This window comes from Pantoea sp. EKM101V, assembly GCF_011800325.1.
Classification (GTDB): domain Bacteria; phylum Pseudomonadota; class Gammaproteobacteria; order Enterobacterales; family Enterobacteriaceae; genus Pantoea; species Pantoea anthophila.
In genome coordinates this window covers 234652-251699 of the sequence record NZ_JAALFP010000006.1, presented here as the reverse complement: position 1 = coordinate 251699, position 17048 = coordinate 234652, and the positions used below count along the sequence as shown (strand labels likewise).

General features: G+C 56.0%; 17 protein-coding genes. 8 read left to right on the top strand and 9 right to left on the bottom strand.

Annotation, left to right across the window (positions count from 1 at the left end):
• The first annotated feature begins 8 nt into the window (after positions 1 to 8).
• The 6 genes from mrdB (at position 9) to lipA (ending at position 5779) form a co-directional block, all read left to right on the top strand.
• Positions 9 to 1121 (top strand): peptidoglycan glycosyltransferase MrdB, encoded by a 1113-nt coding sequence (gene mrdB, locus HFD92_RS12255; protein ID WP_033736585.1) that lies wholly within the window; start codon positions 9 to 11, stop codon positions 1119 to 1121.
• A gap of 10 nt (positions 1122 to 1131) precedes the next feature.
• Complete coding sequence (gene rlpA / locus HFD92_RS12250; RefSeq protein WP_167429017.1) at positions 1132 to 2199, top strand: endolytic peptidoglycan transglycosylase RlpA; 1068 nt, start codon at positions 1132 to 1134, stop codon at positions 2197 to 2199.
• A gap of 132 nt (positions 2200 to 2331) precedes the next feature.
• Entirely contained in the window at positions 2332 to 3543 is a 1212-nt protein-coding gene (dacA, locus tag HFD92_RS12245) for a D-alanyl-D-alanine carboxypeptidase DacA (protein WP_009091510.1), read from the top strand.
• Positions 3544 to 3643: 100 nt separating this feature from the next.
• Positions 3644 to 3907, top strand: a complete 264-nt coding sequence (gene ybeD / locus HFD92_RS12240; protein ID WP_009091513.1) for a DUF493 family protein YbeD — start codon at positions 3644 to 3646, stop codon at positions 3905 to 3907.
• 77 nt (positions 3908 to 3984) lie between these two features.
• Complete coding sequence (gene lipB / locus HFD92_RS12235) at positions 3985 to 4644, top strand: lipoyl(octanoyl) transferase LipB (protein WP_167429016.1); 660 nt, start codon at positions 3985 to 3987, stop codon at positions 4642 to 4644.
• Positions 4645 to 4813: 169 nt separating this feature from the next.
• Entirely contained in the window at positions 4814 to 5779 is a 966-nt protein-coding gene (gene lipA, locus HFD92_RS12230; protein WP_009091517.1) for a lipoyl synthase, read from the top strand.
• Between the two features lie 107 nt (positions 5780 to 5886).
• Here the strand turns inward: lipA and tatE are convergent, their stop codons facing one another.
• From tatE to cspE, 4 genes are all read right to left on the bottom strand, one after another.
• Positions 5887 to 6090 (bottom strand): twin-arginine translocase subunit TatE, encoded by a 204-nt coding sequence (gene tatE, locus HFD92_RS12225; protein ID WP_009091518.1) that lies wholly within the window; start codon positions 6088 to 6090, stop codon positions 5887 to 5889.
• 136 nt (positions 6091 to 6226) lie between these two features.
• Positions 6227 to 7021 (bottom strand): deaminated glutathione amidase, encoded by a 795-nt coding sequence (locus HFD92_RS12220; protein ID WP_009091520.1) that lies wholly within the window; start codon positions 7019 to 7021, stop codon positions 6227 to 6229.
• Between the two features lie 307 nt (positions 7022 to 7328).
• Positions 7329 to 7757, bottom strand: coding sequence for a GNAT family N-acetyltransferase (locus HFD92_RS12215; RefSeq protein WP_167429015.1), 429 nt, complete (start codon positions 7755 to 7757; stop codon positions 7329 to 7331).
• Between the two features lie 228 nt (positions 7758 to 7985).
• Positions 7986 to 8195: a transcription antiterminator/RNA stability regulator CspE gene (gene cspE / locus HFD92_RS12210; protein WP_006118399.1), complete on the bottom strand. Its 210-nt coding sequence runs from the start codon at positions 8193 to 8195 to the stop codon at positions 7986 to 7988.
• A 1303-nt stretch (positions 8196 to 9498) separates the two neighbouring features.
• Here cspE and HFD92_RS12205 point away from each other — a divergent pair.
• Entirely contained in the window at positions 9499 to 9744 is a 246-nt protein-coding gene (locus HFD92_RS12205) for a hypothetical protein (protein WP_009091526.1), read from the top strand.
• A 118-nt stretch (positions 9745 to 9862) separates the two neighbouring features.
• Here HFD92_RS12205 and gntT read toward each other — a convergent pair whose 3' ends face one another.
• Positions 9863 to 11179, bottom strand: coding sequence for a gluconate transporter (gene gntT / locus HFD92_RS12200; RefSeq protein WP_009091528.1), 1317 nt, complete (start codon positions 11177 to 11179; stop codon positions 9863 to 9865).
• A gap of 290 nt (positions 11180 to 11469) precedes the next feature.
• Between gntT and HFD92_RS12195 the strand changes: the two genes are divergently transcribed.
• Positions 11470 to 12618, top strand: coding sequence for an iron-containing alcohol dehydrogenase (locus tag HFD92_RS12195; RefSeq protein WP_167429014.1), 1149 nt, complete (start codon positions 11470 to 11472; stop codon positions 12616 to 12618).
• A 54-nt stretch (positions 12619 to 12672) separates the two neighbouring features.
• On the opposite strand, the gene HFD92_RS12190 is transcribed toward HFD92_RS12195, so the two are convergent.
• From HFD92_RS12190 to HFD92_RS12175, 4 genes are all read right to left on the bottom strand, one after another.
• On the bottom strand, positions 12673 to 13509 hold the full coding sequence (locus HFD92_RS12190) for a Cof-type HAD-IIB family hydrolase (RefSeq protein ID WP_046101406.1): 837 nt from the start codon (positions 13507 to 13509) through the stop codon (positions 12673 to 12675).
• A 102-nt stretch (positions 13510 to 13611) separates the two neighbouring features.
• Positions 13612 to 14103: an RcnB family protein gene (locus tag HFD92_RS12185; RefSeq protein ID WP_046101405.1), complete on the bottom strand. Its 492-nt coding sequence runs from the start codon at positions 14101 to 14103 to the stop codon at positions 13612 to 13614.
• Between the two features lie 247 nt (positions 14104 to 14350).
• Entirely contained in the window at positions 14351 to 15448 is a 1098-nt protein-coding gene (locus tag HFD92_RS12180) for an ABC transporter substrate-binding protein (RefSeq protein ID WP_009091533.1), read from the bottom strand.
• 199 nt (positions 15449 to 15647) lie between these two features.
• Positions 15648 to 16934 carry an HAAAP family serine/threonine permease gene (locus HFD92_RS12175; protein WP_046101403.1) on the bottom strand — a complete coding sequence of 429 codons (1287 nt, stop codon included), beginning with the start codon at positions 16932 to 16934 and terminating at the stop codon, positions 15648 to 15650.
• Positions 16935 to 17048: the final 114 nt, after the last annotated feature.

The window sequence follows — 17048 nt, the reverse complement described above, 5'->3', positions numbered from 1 at the left end:
ACATGTCGATGCAAGATAGTCCGCAGAAACGATCAATCTGGATGCGCATCCACATCGATCCGCTGTTTATGCTGATCATCCTCGGCCTGCTGACCTACAGCGCCGTGGTGATCTGGAGTGCCAGTGGTCAGGACCCGGGCATGATGGAGCGTAAACTGGGTCAGATCGCGATGGGCCTGGTGATCATGATTGTGCTGGCGCAGGTGCCACCGCGTGTCTATGAAGGCTGGGCACCTTACCTCTATATTGTCTGCGTGATCCTGCTGGTGGCGGTAGATGCCTTCGGTCAGATCAGTAAAGGCGCACAGCGCTGGCTCGATCTCGGCTTTGTCCGTTTTCAGCCCTCGGAGATTGCCAAGATCGCGGTGCCGCTGATGGTCGCGCGCTTTATTAACCGTGACGTCTGCCCGCCGACGCTGAAAAATACCGGTATTGCGCTGGTGCTGATCTTCGTGCCTACCCTGCTGGTGGCCGCGCAGCCCGACCTCGGTACCTCCATCCTGATTGCCGCCTCCGGTTTGTTTGTGCTGTTCCTGTCAGGGATGAGCTGGAAACTGATTGGCGTGGCGGTGCTGCTGGTGGCCGCCTTTATCCCGATCCTGTGGTTTTTCCTGATGCACGACTATCAGCGCGATCGCGTCATGATGCTGCTCGACCCGGAAACGGATCCGCTGGGGGCTGGCTATCACATCATTCAGTCGAAAATCGCCATTGGCTCGGGGGGACTGCGCGGCAAAGGCTGGCTGCAGGGCACCCAGTCTCAGCTGGAGTTTTTGCCGGAACGTCACACCGACTTTATTTTTGCGGTTCTGGCCGAAGAGTTAGGCCTGGTGGGCGTGCTGCTGCTGCTGACCCTGTATCTGCTGCTGATCATGCGCGGACTGGTGGTGGCCGCGCGGGCGCAGACCACCTTTGGCCGGGTCATGGCGGGCGGTTTAATGCTGATTTTATTCGTTTATGTTTTCGTTAATATTGGCATGGTTAGTGGTATCTTACCGGTGGTTGGCGTACCGCTGCCGCTGGTCAGTTATGGCGGCTCCGCGCTAATCGTGCTTATGGCGGGATTTGGCATCGTGATGTCGATCCACACTCACCGAAAAATGTTATCTAAAAGTGTCTAAGAGGCTGCAGATGCGTAAGGAATGGCTTGGCGTTGCACTGGCATCACTGGTTCTGGCGGCCTGTACCACGCCGGAACCCCAAAATACGGCGCCGCCGCAACCGGCATACAATGGACCAGTGGTAGAGATTCCGGGCGTTGAGCCACGTTATGAGCCGGTTAATCCGGGCACCAGCCAGGATTACAGCGTCAACGGCAAAAATTATCGCATCGTTAAAGATCCCTCCAACTTCAGTGAAGTCGGTCTGGCCACCTGGTACGGTGAAGAAGCGCAGGGCAACCGCACCGCCATCGGTGAAACCTACGATCCCGATGCGCTGACAGCGGCCCACCCTACCCTGCCGCTGCCGAGCTATGTGCGCGTCACCAATATCGCCAACGGTCGTCAGATTGTGGTGCGGGTGAACGATCGCGGTCCTTATACGCCGGGTCGTATTATCGATCTCTCCCGCGCCGCCGGTGACCGCCTGAATATCTCGAACAATTCGCGGGTGCGGGTCGACTTTATCAAGGTCGCGCCTGACGGCTCACTCTCCGGTCCTGGCACCATCGGCACCGTCGTAGCGAAACAGAGTTATGCCCTGCCCGCCCGTCCGGACCTGAGTGGTGGCGCAGCGGCTGCTCAGCCGCCAGCGCAGAATGTGGACGCTATCAGTAACAGCACGCTGCAGAGCAGTGACAGCATGGGTGCACCGGTGCAGAGCAGCGGCTTTCTTGGCGCGCCCCAGCCTTTAGCGAGCGGCGTGCTGGAAGGCAGTGAACCGCCCGCTGCCGCCGTTGCCGCACCGGCAGCGGTTGCTGCTCCCGCCGCCGCCAGCGCCGCGCCTGCGGCCAGCCGTGGAACCGCAGCGGGCTATGTCGTGCAGGTCGGCGCGCTGAACGATCCGGCGCGTGCACAGCAGATGATGAAAAGCCTGAGCCAGCGTTATGGTGTGCCCGGGAAAGTTGAAGACGCAGGCAACAATGTTTATCGCGTGCAGCTTGGCGGGTACGCTACCCGCGCCGAAGCCGCCTCGCTGCAACAGCGCCTGAGCAGTGAAGGCCAGACCGCTTCATTTATTACTAATACGCGTCGCTGATCCGTTTGTCAGACCGCTGCACGTTACGTCTGCTAACAACCCAATCATTTCACCCCATGCCAGCGCCCCTGGCATTGGGTATGATAAGTGACTTTTTTAAACCTCAAACTCACGGATGTTGTAGTCCTACACATGAACACGCTGAAATCCTCTCGTTTGCTGAAACGCCTGACAGTGGGATCACTGATCGCTTTCTCCCTCAGCCATGCTGCTATCGCTGATGACGTCAATCTCAAGACCATGATTCCGGGCGTACCGGACATTGATGCCGAAGCGTATGTCCTTATCGACTACAACTCGGGCAAAGTGCTGGCGGAGAAAAATGCCGATGCACGCCGCGATCCTGCCAGTCTGACTAAGATGATGACCAGCTACGTCATCGGTCAGGCCGTGAAAGCCGGTAAAATTCATCAGGACGATATGGTCACAATTGGTCAGGATGCCTGGGCCACCGGTAACCCGGTGTTTAAAGGCTCCTCGCTGATGTTCCTGAAGCCAGGCGACCGCGTACCGGTTTCTCAGCTGACCCGTGGGATTGTGCTGCAGTCCGGTAACGACGCCTGTGTAGCGATGGCTGACTATGTTGCCGGCAGCCAGGACGCGTTCGTTAATCTGATGAACAACTACGTCAAAGCGCTTGGCCTGCAGAATACCCACTTCGGCACGGTGCATGGTCTGGACGCTGAAGGTCAGTACAGCTCCGCGCGCGACATGGCGCTGATCGGTCAGGCGCTGATCCGCGATGTGCCGGAAGAGTACGCCATCTATAAAGAGAAAGAGTTCACCTTCAACAATATCCGTCAGATGAACCGTAACGGTCTGCTGTGGGATACCAACCTGAATGTGGATGGGATCAAAACCGGTCACACCAATTCGGCAGGTTTTAACCTGGTGGCATCAGCGACAGAAGGCCAGATGCGCCTGATTTCTGCCGTCATGGGCGGGCACACCTTTAAAGGCCGTGAAACGGAGAGCAAGAAACTGCTGACCTGGGGCTTCCGTTTCTTTGAAACCGTCGCGCCGCTGAAAGCAGGTAAAGAGTTCGCCTCTGAGCCGGTCTGGTTCGGCGATAATGACCGCGTGCAGCTGGGTGTGGAAAAAGATGCCTACCTGACCATTCCACGTGGCCGCATGAAAGATCTGAAGGCAAGCTATGTGCTGAACAACACAGAACTGCATGCCCCGCTGAAGAAAAACCAGGTCGTCGGCAGCATCAACTTCCAGCTGGATGGCAAAACCATCGAACAGCGTCCGCTGGTGGTACTGAATGAAATTTCCGAAGGCGGTTTCTTTGGCCGTATCGTTGATTACATCAAGCTGATGTTCCATCACTGGTTCGGTTAAGCGTGACGGGTGATTGAAAAATCACCCTTCCGCCCCCATTACACGATATTATGATGCTCCCGCTCAGGCGGGAGCCTGTTTTTTATGCACCGGAGTCAATATGAAAACCAAACTGAATGAGCTGCTCGAATTTCCTACCCCGTTTACCTACAAAGTAATGGGTCTGGCGCAACCGGAGCTGGTTGATCAAGTGGTTGAAGTGGTGCAACGTCATGCGCCCGGCGACTACAGTCCTGAAGTTAAGCCGAGCAGCAAAGGCAACTATCACTCGGTTAACATCACCATCAACGCGACCCACATCGAACAGGTCGAGCGCCTGTACGAAGAGCTGGGCAAGATCGAAATTGTGCGGATGGTGCTGTAATTTACGGGTCGGCAAGGCGCCTGTGCCTGACGGTTTGCCGACATTATCCAGCGATTCTTCTTTAGCGGATTCTCGTTTTGTCAGTTGAAACCCTTCTCGTCCGTCAGTCCGGTCTGCGCGACTGGCAATCTGTCTCCGATGCCATGCACTACTATACCGACCAGCGCGATGAACAGAGTCGCGACGAAATCTGGCTGGTCGAACATCCGCCGGTCTTTACCCAGGGCCAGGCAGGAAAAGCGGAACATCTGCTGATGCCGGGAGAGATTCCGGTGGTGCAGAGCGACCGCGGTGGCCAGGTGACCTATCACGGTCCGGGACAGCAGGTGATGTATGTCCTGATCGATGTCAAACGCCGTAAGCTTGGCGTTCGCCAGCTGGTTACGATTCTGGAAGAGACGGTGATTGCCACCCTGGCGGAATCTGGCGTCAGCGCCCGCGCGCGTGCCGATGCCCCTGGCGTCTACGTGGGCAATGAAAAGATCTGCTCACTGGGATTACGCATCCGCAAAGGCTGCTCGTTTCACGGTCTGGCGCTGAATGTGGCGATGGATCTCTCCCCCTTTCTGCGGATTAACCCCTGCGGCTACGCCGGCATGAGCATGACCCAGTTAAGTCATTTCCGGCCGGGCGTTACGACAGAACAGGTTCGTTCGCCGCTGGTCAGCGCGTTTGCGCGGCTGGCCGGTTACGACCATGTTGAGTGGACTACGGATGATCTGCCGGTTCAGCCTTAGCGCTGAATGCGAATTTACAAATATGTAACTTTTCCGCGCTGACGGTGGCTGCTTCCCGGGCGCTGAGATGATATAATTTTTGCACTTTTTTCAAATAAAGTTGAAAGCACCCTTCCCGGTTTGAATGGGAACGCTTTCAAATCGCAATCCGACCGGAACCTGCTGATTTATGAGTAAACCAATTCAGATGGAACGCGGCGTCAAATATCGTGACGCAGACAAAATGGCGCTGATCCCGGTGAAAACCGTGGCTGTTGAACGGCAGGAGATGTTGCGTAAGCCGGAATGGATGAAAATCAAGCTGCCAGCTGACTCCAGTCGTATTCAGGGCATCAAAGCGGCGATGCGTAAAAACGGGCTGCACTCGGTCTGTGAAGAGGCCTCCTGCCCTAACCTCGCCGAATGCTTTAACCACGGCACCGCCACCTTTATGATCCTGGGCGCAATCTGTACCCGCCGCTGTCCGTTCTGCGATGTAGCCCATGGGCGTCCCAACGCGCCTGATGCCGGTGAGCCCGCGAAGCTGGCGCAGACCATCGCCGACATGGGACTGCGTTATGTCGTGATCACCTCGGTTGACCGTGACGATTTGCGTGACGGTGGCGCTCAGCATTTTGCCGACTGCATCAGCGCGATTCGCGAAAAAAATCCGACGATCAAAATTGAGACGCTGGTGCCGGACTTCCGCGGCCGTATGGATCGCGCGCTGGAGATCCTCACCGCGACGCCACCGGATGTGTTCAACCACAACCTGGAAAACGTACCGCGCGTCTATCGTCAGGTTCGTCCCGGCGCTAACTACGAGTGGTCGCTGAAACTGCTGGAGCGCTTCAAAGAAGCGCACCCGGATGTCCCGACCAAATCAGGTCTGATGGTGGGTCTGGGCGAAACGAATGCCGAAATCATTGAAGTGATGCGCGATCTGCGTCGCCACGGCGTCACCATGCTGACGCTGGGTCAGTATCTGCAGCCGAGCCGTCACCATCTGCCGGTTCAGCGTTACGTCAGCCCGGCCGAATTTGACGAGATGAAAGAAGAAGCGATGGCGATGGGCTTCACGCATGCGGCATGTGGTCCGTTTGTCCGCTCTTCCTATCATGCCGATATGCAGGCGAAAGGGATGGAAGTGAAGTAATTCCCGCTTTGCTGCTGCATAAAAACAAAAAACCAGACTGCTGACAGTCTGGTTTTTTTATGTGTGCCTGAAATAAAAAGTAACAGTTATTTGCTGCAAATAACCGATTAATCTTTATGAACGACGCGTTCTGCAGGCACGTCTTCAGCCGTATTTCGGGTTGCACTGGTATCTTCATCTTTCATGGCTTTCTTGAAGCCCTTGATTGCGGAGCCCAGATCGCCACCCAGCGAGCGCAACTTGTTGGTACCAAAAAGCAGTACGATAAGCGCACCGATAATCAGCAGCTTGGCAATACTGATACCTTCCATATTTAACCTTTCAACTTTATCGAATAACGGTGACTGTTATTTACGCGCAGATTGCCTGTCACCACAAGCAGAATCTGTAACAGAGTAAGATCTGACACCCCTGCCGTCAGCGTATCCGGCTCAGGCTCTGTATGTTTCACTCTCCGTCGAGTTCAGGCCGGGCAAAACGCCGGTTCTCCAGCACCGGCAGTACCTGACGGGCATAGGCAAGACGTTCGGGATCGAGGTCGGCAAACAGCAGTGCGGGCGCTTCCGCCGCGTTTGCTACCGCGACCCCCATCGGGTCCACCACCAGACTGTTGCCGATATTGCGCGGACCACATTCGCCCGCCGCCACCATATAGCAGGTGTTCTCCAGCGCACGAGCGCGGGTCAGCAGTTCCCAGTGCATCTCTTTCAGCGGGCCTTTCACCCAGGCGGCAGGCAGCACCAGGACATCGGCACCGTCCAGCGCCAGCCGCCGCGCCATCTCCGGAAACCGCACGTCATAGCAGGTCATTAAGCCCACCTTCATACCGGCCACCTCAATCAGCGGAGGAATGACCTGGCCGGGATTGACCCGCTGCGACTCCTGCATCGTGAAAGCATCATAGAGATGCAGTTTTTCATAGACGGCGATGATCTCACCCTGTCGGAAGGCAACCAGCACGTTAAGCGCTTTCTGCGCGCCGTCGGGAACATGCAGACAGAGGATCGTCGTCAGGGCACGCTCTTTGCTGGCTGCCAGCAGCTGGCTCAGGAAAGGGCCATCCAGCGGCTGCGCCGCTTTCAGCACGATATCGGGATCGGTAATATCCCGCGCCAGCACGCCTTCCGGCAGGACCAGCAGATCGGCTCCCCCTTCCGCCGCCCGCTGCATCAGATCCAGACAGACAGCGGCGTTTTCCTGCCATTCACGACCGACGGCAAACTGCCCCAGAGCCACTCTCATCATTGTTCTTCTCCTGCTGTCGCCATCAACAGCCTTCCGGCGACCCTGTCAGAGGGATTCGCTCAGGCTGCCCCTGTTCACTACCCTCATTGATCAACGCCGCGGCACTCTGCTCTGCGGTCGGGCTGAGGGAGCATCGTAACCTGAACACACCGGAAAAGTCTGCCGGAGAGAGCCTGTCAGCTCAGGCGGGCGCCTGAAGGACGTGCGCAGGGCAACCGTTTCTGCTGCCTGTCTGGCGCGGAGAGAGCAGAAAGCACTGACCACCGGCCGCTCTCCTGCGGGAGGCTCACCCGCCGGCTGAAAATTAACTCGCCAGGGATTTAATATGATAACGGGGTGATTCGGCAAAGCCTTCACGGCCGTAGAAGAGATTCGCTTTCAGGCGCGACTGGTGGCAATGCACCTCCATGCGATCGCAGCCACGACGCGCCGCCAGCGCCTCAGCATGCTGAAGCAGTTGCTGCCCCATCCCTTTGCTGCGCTCGCCTTCAGCAATGCAGAAGTAGCTGATGCGGGCAAAGTCACCGGCCAGCGCCAGCTGTGGAATGAAATGCAGGGAAAGGAACCCCAGCACCTGGTTATCCTGTTCCGCCACTAAGAGTGCTTCACTGGGATCGCTGCATAACTGCGCCAGACGCTGCTCAATAAAACCTTCGGTGCCGCCGTAGCCTAATTCGCTGAGCAACGCACTCAGCGCAAAACTGTCTTTTAACTCTGCCCGCCGTATATTCATCCTGCCTCCTCACCCACCGGGATCTGTCACTCTGTTATAACGCGTTGCCCGCAAAAAAGCGGCACTTCAGCTTGTTATAAATATGTTACGAGGATTTATTGTGAAGCGTCGCGCAGTTTGTGCGGCAGACGAGCCAGCAGCGCAGGATAATCAGGAGAAGGTGACGCGCAGATGACAGGCATAAAAAAACCCGCCATCAGGCGGGTTTTTAGAATTCTGACTGTTAACTTACAGGCTGATAACGTTAGCAGCAGATGGGCCTTTAGCACCGTCGGTGATTTCAAACTCAACGCGCTGACCTTCAGCCAGAGTTTTGAAGCCGTTGCTCTGGATTGCAGAGAAGTGTACGAATACATCTTTGCTGCCATCTTCAGGAGTAATGAAACCGAATCCTTTAGATTCATTAAACCACTTAACGTTACCTTTGATCTTAGACATCTATATTACCTTTACATGAAAAATGGACACTAAACTGTGTCGGCATCTAGTACAGCAATTGCGGAGGGATTTGTCCAGCACGATTTGATGAAAAAGTGATAAATATCGACTTTCTGTGCATCCATCACACTTTCCTGCTTACCGACTTGCGAAATCGGTTTCAGCAGCTAGCGAACGCCTTTCCTCTTCTTCGCGCTAACACGCTGGAAAGTCATGCCTTTTTTGAATTTCAACTTAACAGGCGCTCTGGCTGAAAAAGAAAAATCTTATTGAGACCCGTTCCTGTTCTCTCTGACGATATGGCGTGTAAAAACGCCCTTTTTTTTCTCTGCCCGGTCAGCCAGGCGTCTGACGCTGGTGCAATTTTCAGGCGGCTGAAAGCCATAGCAGGATAAAAAATCACTTATTGCAAAAAATTTGCGATTAGTTCACCGCCAGTTCGCCTTTCTTTACGACAAAATTGAGCCTGCCGTGCCGTTTATCCGCGCCAGGACAGGCCATCTGCGGGCGTTTTAGCCAATAGATGACAATCTTTGATCATGATCAATGAAGTGGTTTTTACAGGCCGGATTCGCATTTGGCAGCAAACATTCATGCTCATAAGACACTACTTTTCTCATCGCAGTCCGGAATAATATTGCATAGCAATAGATTAAGTCTGCTTAACCGGTCAGGGAACGCGATCAGCACAGTGTCAGTCCAAAGGAGGTCATACGCAGGATGGTGATGAAAATACGCTGTAGTCAGTGTGGAAGCGCCCGGTTCGTTTTTGCTGATTACAAAGAGGGCCAGCGCACCTTTCATGGTGCCTGTTGCGCATGCTGTCGAAAACAGCTGGGCTCGCGGGATCTACTGCCGAATACGCCAATGGACCCGATTACACAGTGTCTGTTGGCCAGCCAGAAAACGTTTCGGGCACCTGATTAGGTGCCCGCTGTCGCAGAATCTTTAACAGAAATCAGAAAATCAGTTTGAACACCCCTGTCAGGGTCAGTAAGCCCACGATAAAAATGATCGCGATAATCCACAGAATAATTTTCATTTCCTTTTCCCTCGCTGGTTAAACAGGTTTCCTGTAAGCAGTATAGTCAGAAAAACAGGCTCTGCCGCTTCACTAAGTCGTTAACCGGTCACAGGTTCATCAACTTTTGCTTTTATTTGCATTCTGAGAGTGCGATCGCAACCCCGTCTTTTACCCGCCCTCTTTCTTCGTTTTACAGACGACTCCTGGCTAAAATTCAGGCGGCAAGGCAGATCTCAATCTCAATAGTGAGGAGATTGACATGAGTTGTGAGGAGATCGTATGAGCACGATTAATACCAGTATGGGCCGCTACAGCCTTAAGGCTAAAAACAGCGGTAACCACATCAAAGGTTCTTTCGCCATCAACGATGAGGGCGGCACTCAGCTCACGATGCAGGAGTTTGAAGAGCACTACCTTGATGATGTGGTGAATAATGTCATCTATCCCGTCACTGGCGGCAACCGCGAAATTGCGCGTGCGCTTCGGGAACAGATGGTGAAAGCCGGTTTTGAAGCGCCTCATTAAGCGGGCAGCGTTAACTGTTATCACCCATGGGCCGCATAGCGCGGCCCTCTTTATGAGCGCCATCCTCTTTCAGAGAGCCAGCAGAGGGCCGCTGGCAGGCGGTGCCAGCGGCAGGGGATCAGATTACCCAGGAGAGCAGCAGACAGCCCACCAGGCCGCACACGGAGATAATGGTTTCCAGCGCCGACCAGGAGCGAATGGTCTCTCCTATCGTCAGGTTGAAATACTCCTTGAACAGCCAGAAGCCAGGGTCGTTAACGTGAGAGAAGATGACGCTGCCGGACCCTACAGCGATCACCATCAGTTCCGGGCTGGCACCACTGGTGACAATCAGCGGGGCCACAATGCCACCTGCGGTAATCGCCGCCACCGTTGCCGAACCCAGCGCGATACGCAGCACCGCCGCAATAGACCAGGCCATAAAGATGGGTGACAGCTGAGTCGAGTGCATCATGCTGGCGATATATTTATCCACGCCGCTGTCGACCAGAACCTGCTTAAAGGCCCCGCCGCCACCGATGATCAGCAACATCATAGCGATGATTTTGATCGAGTCGGTCAGGGTATCCATTACCTGTTCCATTGAGCGGCCGCGGTTGAGGCCAAACGTGAAGATGGCAATCAGTACGGCAATCAGGGTGGCCATGACCGGGTCGCCAAAGAACTCGGCATACGGCAGCAGCACATGCCCTTTTGGCAACAGCATCTCTGCCACCGCGCGCAGAGCCATCAGCACCACCGGCACCAGGGCCGTCCAGACGCTGACCCCAAAGCTGGGCATTTCTGCTTCGGTGAACGTTTTCGGGTTATAGAGTCCCTGCGGGATCGGTTTGTCGATGCCCTTCAGGAAGCGGGCGTAAACCGGGCCCGCCAGAATCACCGTAGGAATACCCAGCAGGGTGCCAAACAGCAGCGTTTTGCCCATGTCAGCATTGAACAGCGTGGCGATGGCGGTCGGGCCGGGATGCGGTGGCAGAAAGCCATGCGTAACGGACAGTGCAGCCGCCATCGGCACGCCGACATAGAGCAGCGGCACGCGCGCCGACGCCGCCACGCTGAACACCAGCGGCAGCATCAGTACAAAGCCAACTTCATAGAACAGTGCAAATCCGACGATAAAACCGGTCAGCACCAGCGCCCACTGAATGTGCTTTGTGCCAAATTTTTCGATCAGCGTGGTCGCGATACGCTGCGCACCGCCGCAGTCGGCCAGCAGTTTACCCAGCATGGCACCAAAGCCCATGATCAGCGCCAGGCTGCCGAGCGTGCCGCCGACACCCGCTTTAATAGACGTAATTACTTTATTGACCGGCATGCCCTGCATCACGCCGACAGCCAGCGCCACCAGGATCAGCGCGATAAATCCATTAAGCTTAAAGCGAATCATCAGCAGCAGCAGTAACGCGACGCCGATCGCCACATAGAGTAATGGCATAGGTTTTCTCCACCTTGCGCACTGAATGGAATCCAGTGTCGGTTGTTATCATGGTCCCCTGAGGGCTGCAAAACAGTGCGCCTGTAAGAATTTTATACATCCGGACAAACGCTGTTACCGATAACATGTTAAGGGTAACATCCGCAGTAAAGCATCACCCCGCCGGGGTGAATTTCTGTTTTGCGAAGATGATCAACTTTTTACCGGGACGTTATCAGAAAGTTTGCCAGTGCCGGCGGCGCGCTTTTCGTTACACTCAGATTTTAGTGAAATGTAAAAAGGATGCGCTGGTGAGTGTGAATCTGAGTGAGCTGTACAGTAATCAACGAACCCTCTTTGGCCGCGGCAGCCTCGATAAACTGGTGCCGCTGCTGGCCGCCCGGTCGCAGCCTACCCTGCTGTTTTGCGGGCAATCCTTTCTGCAGGGCACGGCGTATGAGCGGATTAAAGCTGACCTGAACGCGCAGATTATCGGCTATGAAATTGTCAGCCATGAAGCCTCTCCTGCTGAGATTGATGGCTGGGTGGCACGCTGGCGGGGTCATGTGGATCGGGTGGTGGCCATCGGCGGGGGCAGCGTGCTGGATGCGGCTAAAGCGTTCAGCGCGATGATGCAACATCCGTTGCCGACAGCCCGCTATCTGGAAAAGGTGGGCGACAGCACGGTTCAGCCAGTCACGTTACCGCTGATTGCCATTCCGACGACGGCCGGGACCGGCAGTGAAGTGACGCAGAATGCGGTGGTGACCGACCAGCGCGATATTCAGATCAAAGCCTCACTGCGCCACCCGGTTTTTGTCCCGGAAGTGGCTATTCTCGATCCCGATCTGCTGAAGGGGGCACCTGACCACGTGCTGGCGACCTGCGGGATCGATGCCTTCACCCACCTGTTTGAAGCCTACCTCTCCGCGAAAGGTAATCTTTTCACTCAACAACTGGCCGTGACCGGCCTGCGTCAGTTTATCCAGGCCTGGCCGGCGCTGAACAGTGAAGAGAGTGCGGGCGATGCGGCAAGAGAGTCGATGATGATGGCATCGTGGCTGGGGGGAGTTGCGCTGAGCAGCGCCGGTCTGGGGGTCATCCACGGTATTGCAGGCGAACTGGGCGCGATAAAACCGTTTCACCACGGCGAAGTGTGCGGGCGGCTGTTGTTCCCCTTCCTGGAGCTGCTGGCCGACAGCGATCATCCGCTGCAGCAGACACTGATGTCAGCGTTACATGGGCAGCTTTTCAGTGAAGCCACCGACTCACCCGCGCAGTTCCTCAAAACGTGGCTGCAGCAGCAGGCGATTCTGCCGTTCTGGCAGGGGGGGCCCACGCTGACGGGCGAAGAGGTGAAGTGGATTCTGGCGCGCGCCAACAGCAAAAATTCGCTGGTGAATTACAGCCGCGAACAGATGGAGACGATGATCGCCCAGGCCTGGCGCATCACGGCGTGAAGCGAGGCGGGCCAGATGACCCGCCTCTGCCCTTCCGAAAACCGCGTCTGCCCATTACGCGGGCAGATTTGCGAATGGCCCCTCACCGGCCAGCATCTGCTCAATCACCTGCAGCACGCCCTCTTCGTTATTAGCAGGGGCAGCATAGCGTGCTGCCTGCTTCACCCGCTGTGGCGCGTTGGCCATGGCAAAACTGAAACCAGACTGCTTAAGCATCTCCAGATCGTTGCCGCCATCACCAAACGCCAGCACCTGGTCGTGTGTGATGCCCCAGCGCGTGGCGAGCAGATCCAGGCCGTGCGCTTTATGGTTGCCCGGCACAATCAGGTCAACGGAGCCGTGTCCGCTTGAGGTTGCGGCCACACGACCATGATGCAGCCGTTCGATATCCGCCATCAGCGGCTCGATAGCGTCGTCAGAGAGATTGAGTGCGAACTTGAACAACCGATCATGCTGCACCTCATCCAGATGCTGAATCGGCTTCAGGCGATGACAGTAGTGACGCATCTTTTTCAGCCAGCTCTCTTCCATGCCGTCAAAGTAGTACGCACTTTCGCGTCCACACAGCAGATAACGCAGGCCGGGATAGTTGCCGTTTTGCAGGGTGTTGATGACCGCTTCGACATCGCGGCGGTCAAAGGCGCCGCAGAACAGCTCCTCATCACGGTCGATAATCCATGCGCCGTTTTCCGCCACAAAGGCGATATCGCTGGCGACCTCCGGAAAAAAGGATTTGAGCTGGTAGTACTGATTACCGCTGGCCACGACAAATTTGATGTCGCGGGCGGTGAGTTGCTGGTAGCAGGCGAGAAACCGGGATCGATTGTACTGCTTGTTGTCGTCCAGAAAAGTGCCATCCATATCAACCGCAACCATCTTAACCGTCGTCATCATGACTCCTTACACAGGGAGAATGTCAGTGTGGAGTCTCAGGATAGACGCTGGCGGCGCAAAACGGAAAGAAAGCGGGATGGCCGCCGCCATCCCGTGGGTTCAATTCAGTGCGTTGTTCAGCAGCAGTGAGGTGATAATGCCGGTTGCCGCCGCAATCAGCACATAGTTGCCGTTGATGTCTGCCCAGTGTTCCCCCTGCGGAGGTTCAGGCAGTCCGCGCGCATCCCAGTCGTCAACGCGGTAACGGTCGTCACAATAGGCTCGCGGGATCGCATGGCCACGGCGAAACTCATGTCCCTGCCAGGCGAATGCGTCGCGCGGCTCATATCGCCCTCTGTCGTGACGGAAGCGCTCGTCATCATGACGCGCATGTTCAATCTCATGGCGTTCCCGCTCCTCATGACGATGGCGGTCGTCGCGGTCACGATCCGGATGCGGGCCGGGCCCCCACGCATCCGGGCCAGGGCCATCATTCTGATGCGGCACCGGCGGGCGGTGCGGATCGCCGCGATCGTCTGCCAGCGTGGTCTGAGAAAAGAGCGTGCTGCATGTCAAAAGTGAAGCGATAAGCGTTAATGTTGTTTTTTTCATGGTACTGCCTCCGAAAATAACGGCTGTCAGGCACCGTTGATCGGCATCATGGCAATAATCCTGTATGGCAACATCTGTATAATTCTTAAAAACCGCCAATTTACAGACCATTACGCGTAATTATCACTTTCTTAACACTGCAGACCGCCCTGCCCGCGGTCTGACCGGCGCATCAGACAAAACGCCGATCATCGCTGCCAGCGAAAACGTGTGTCAGGGTACGAAACCGCACCCTGACAGGGGCCGGTTATGGCGTACTGAGGATCACGGGCGCGTCAGGTAACCCCGTAAAGTGCGTCACGATGTGGTGGTAATCCGCCGTGGGGTCGAGGTCACGGAACTGTTGCGGATAGAGATCTTTCGCCAGAATTTCCATCCCGATAATGTTGTAGGGATGATTGTAGAAGTGATGGTAAACGCCATAGACGCGCTGCTCTCTGACCGGGGCGATCTGCGCCAGCCCCGTGCGGCTCTGTAAGCGCTTAAAGGTCGCGGTTACCTCGGCCTGATTCGCGCCATAACCAAACGGCAGCACATTGCTGTTCGGCCGCTTTGAGCCGGTCATGATGTAGACATCCGGCTTCATGGCGATGATCTTCTCCAGCGAAACAAAGCCGGAACTGCCGGGCAGCAGTGCAGAGCCAATATTTTTGCCGCCGACCGCCTCCACCAGCGCGCCCCAGCCGTTGTGTCCGTGGGTAAAGCAGCAGTTGTCGCTGTTACCGGCAATCGGCTCGACAAAAACCGTCGGCTTGTGCGGAACCTGGGCGATCTTCTCCTGAAGCGCCTGCCAGCGCTGCTGATAAAAATCGGCGTAGTCTTTTGCTTCAGCTTCACGGTTCAGCACCGTGCCGAGCACGCTCACGCTCTTGAGGGTGTTCTCTTTCGGATGCAGCTCATCATCGAGGAACAGTACCGGGATGTGCAGATTTTTCAGGGTGGCCAGCACGCCTGATTGTGTCAGCGCGGGTTTGGCGCGCAGCTGCGCAATCATCAGATCGGGCTGCTTCGCCAGCACGCTCTCCAGGTTTACCTGGCCCTGATCGTTAAAGCCCATATCCACAATTGAGGTCGCCTGAGGCCAGCGCTGCTTCAGCAGATCCCAGGTCTGGGTGTCCTGCTTTTTCGGCAGATTGTTCCAGGCCACGACCCGCTGAAACGGATTCTGTCGATCCAGCAGTGCCAGCGTCATGACGTCGCGGCCATCCTGCAGAATCACATGCTGAGGCTCTTTCTGCAGCGTAATTTTCTGTCCATCCATATCGGTCACGGTGACCGGATAAGTGGTGGCCGCGCAGGCGGTCGACAGCAAAAGTGTAGTGGCAGCAGCCATCCCGATCTTCATGTTCATCCTGTCCTTTAAAGGAATAATAATTATTCGCGTTAACTCTACCATGTCACTCTGTAACAACTGTAACCATTGCTAACCAGATACTTCAGTCAGGCAGGAGACAGAGGATGAACCGGATTCGGAAGCGCGGGAGGCGTGTATGACAGGGGGAACGGCAGGCGCCTCCCGGAGGAGGCATCTGCCGTAGGCAGGATTACTTCACCAGCGAATAGAAAATAGCGGAGATGGCAATCACCCCAATCAGCACCACAAACAGGTTGCTGATTTTTCCGCTGTACTGACGCATTGCCGGGACTTTCTGAATGGCATACATCGGCATCAGGAACAGGATCATGGCAATAACCGGCCCGCCCAGCGTCTCAATCATGCCGAGAATATTCGGGTCCAGCGTTGCCACCAGCCAGGTCGTCAGCAGCATAAAAAGTGACGTCAGGCGATTCAGTCTGGCCGGCGCGATCGCTTTACCGCGACTGCGCAGCGCTTTATTAACCATGCCGTTGAACCCTTCGCGCGCGCCAAGGTAGTGACCCAGGAACGATTTGGTGATCGCCACCACCGCGATCAGCGGGCCCAGCCAGGCAATCATCGGTACCTGAAAGTGGTTCGCCAGATAGGAAAGAATCGTGATGTTCTGCGCCTTGGCCGCATGCAGATCCTCAGGCGACAGGCTCAGCACGCAGCTGAAGACAAAGAACATCACTGTCACCACCATCATCAGGTGTGAGCAGGCCAGAATGCGCGAGCACTTTTTCTCAGCGGCGTCGCCATACTCTTCGCGCTTCGCCAGCGCAAAGGAGGAGATAATGGGAGAGTGGTTAAAGGAGAAGACCATCACCGGGATCGCCAGCCACAGCGTCATCCACAGGCTGCTGCCTGCGGGCTGAACGGTCAGCGTGGAGAGCGCCGCGCCGTGCCAGTGTGGGATCAGATAGCAGGCCATCAGCATCAGCACCGCGACAAAGGGGTAGACCAGCACGCTCATCGCTTTGACAATCATCTTCTCGCCAAAGCGCACAATGGTCATCAGCCCGACAATCAGCAGCAGCGACAGCAGCGCGCGCGGCGGTGGCACCAGCCCCAGCTGATTCACCATCAGACTCTCGACCGTATTGGTAATCGCAACGCTGTACATCAGCAGAATCGGGTAGATGGCGAAGAAATAGAGCAGCGTAATCAGCTTGCCCGCCCCGACGCCGAAATGCTCCTCAACAACCTCGGTGATATCACCGGCCGGATTTTTGCCGGAGAGGACAAAGCGGGTCAGCGCGCGGTGCGCATAAAAGGTCAGCGGAAACGCCAGTATCGCCATAATGATCAGCGGGATGAGGCCGCCAACGCCCGCATTAATCGGCAGGAACAGGACGCCCGCGCCAATCGCAGTGCCGTATAAACCCAGCATCCACATGGTGTCGGTTTTACGCCATCCCGTATCGACGTCACTTTCAAGCGCGCCCAGCGTGCCAGTTTGCGTGGTTTTCATCAGATATTCCGTGTTAAAAGCGCCAGTACCCTGGACCGCTGAAAGAGGTGTCGTCCCCTGCTTTCCGGCCCGGTCGCAGCGGAACCTGCGCGCGTGATGCTGCCAACGCACATG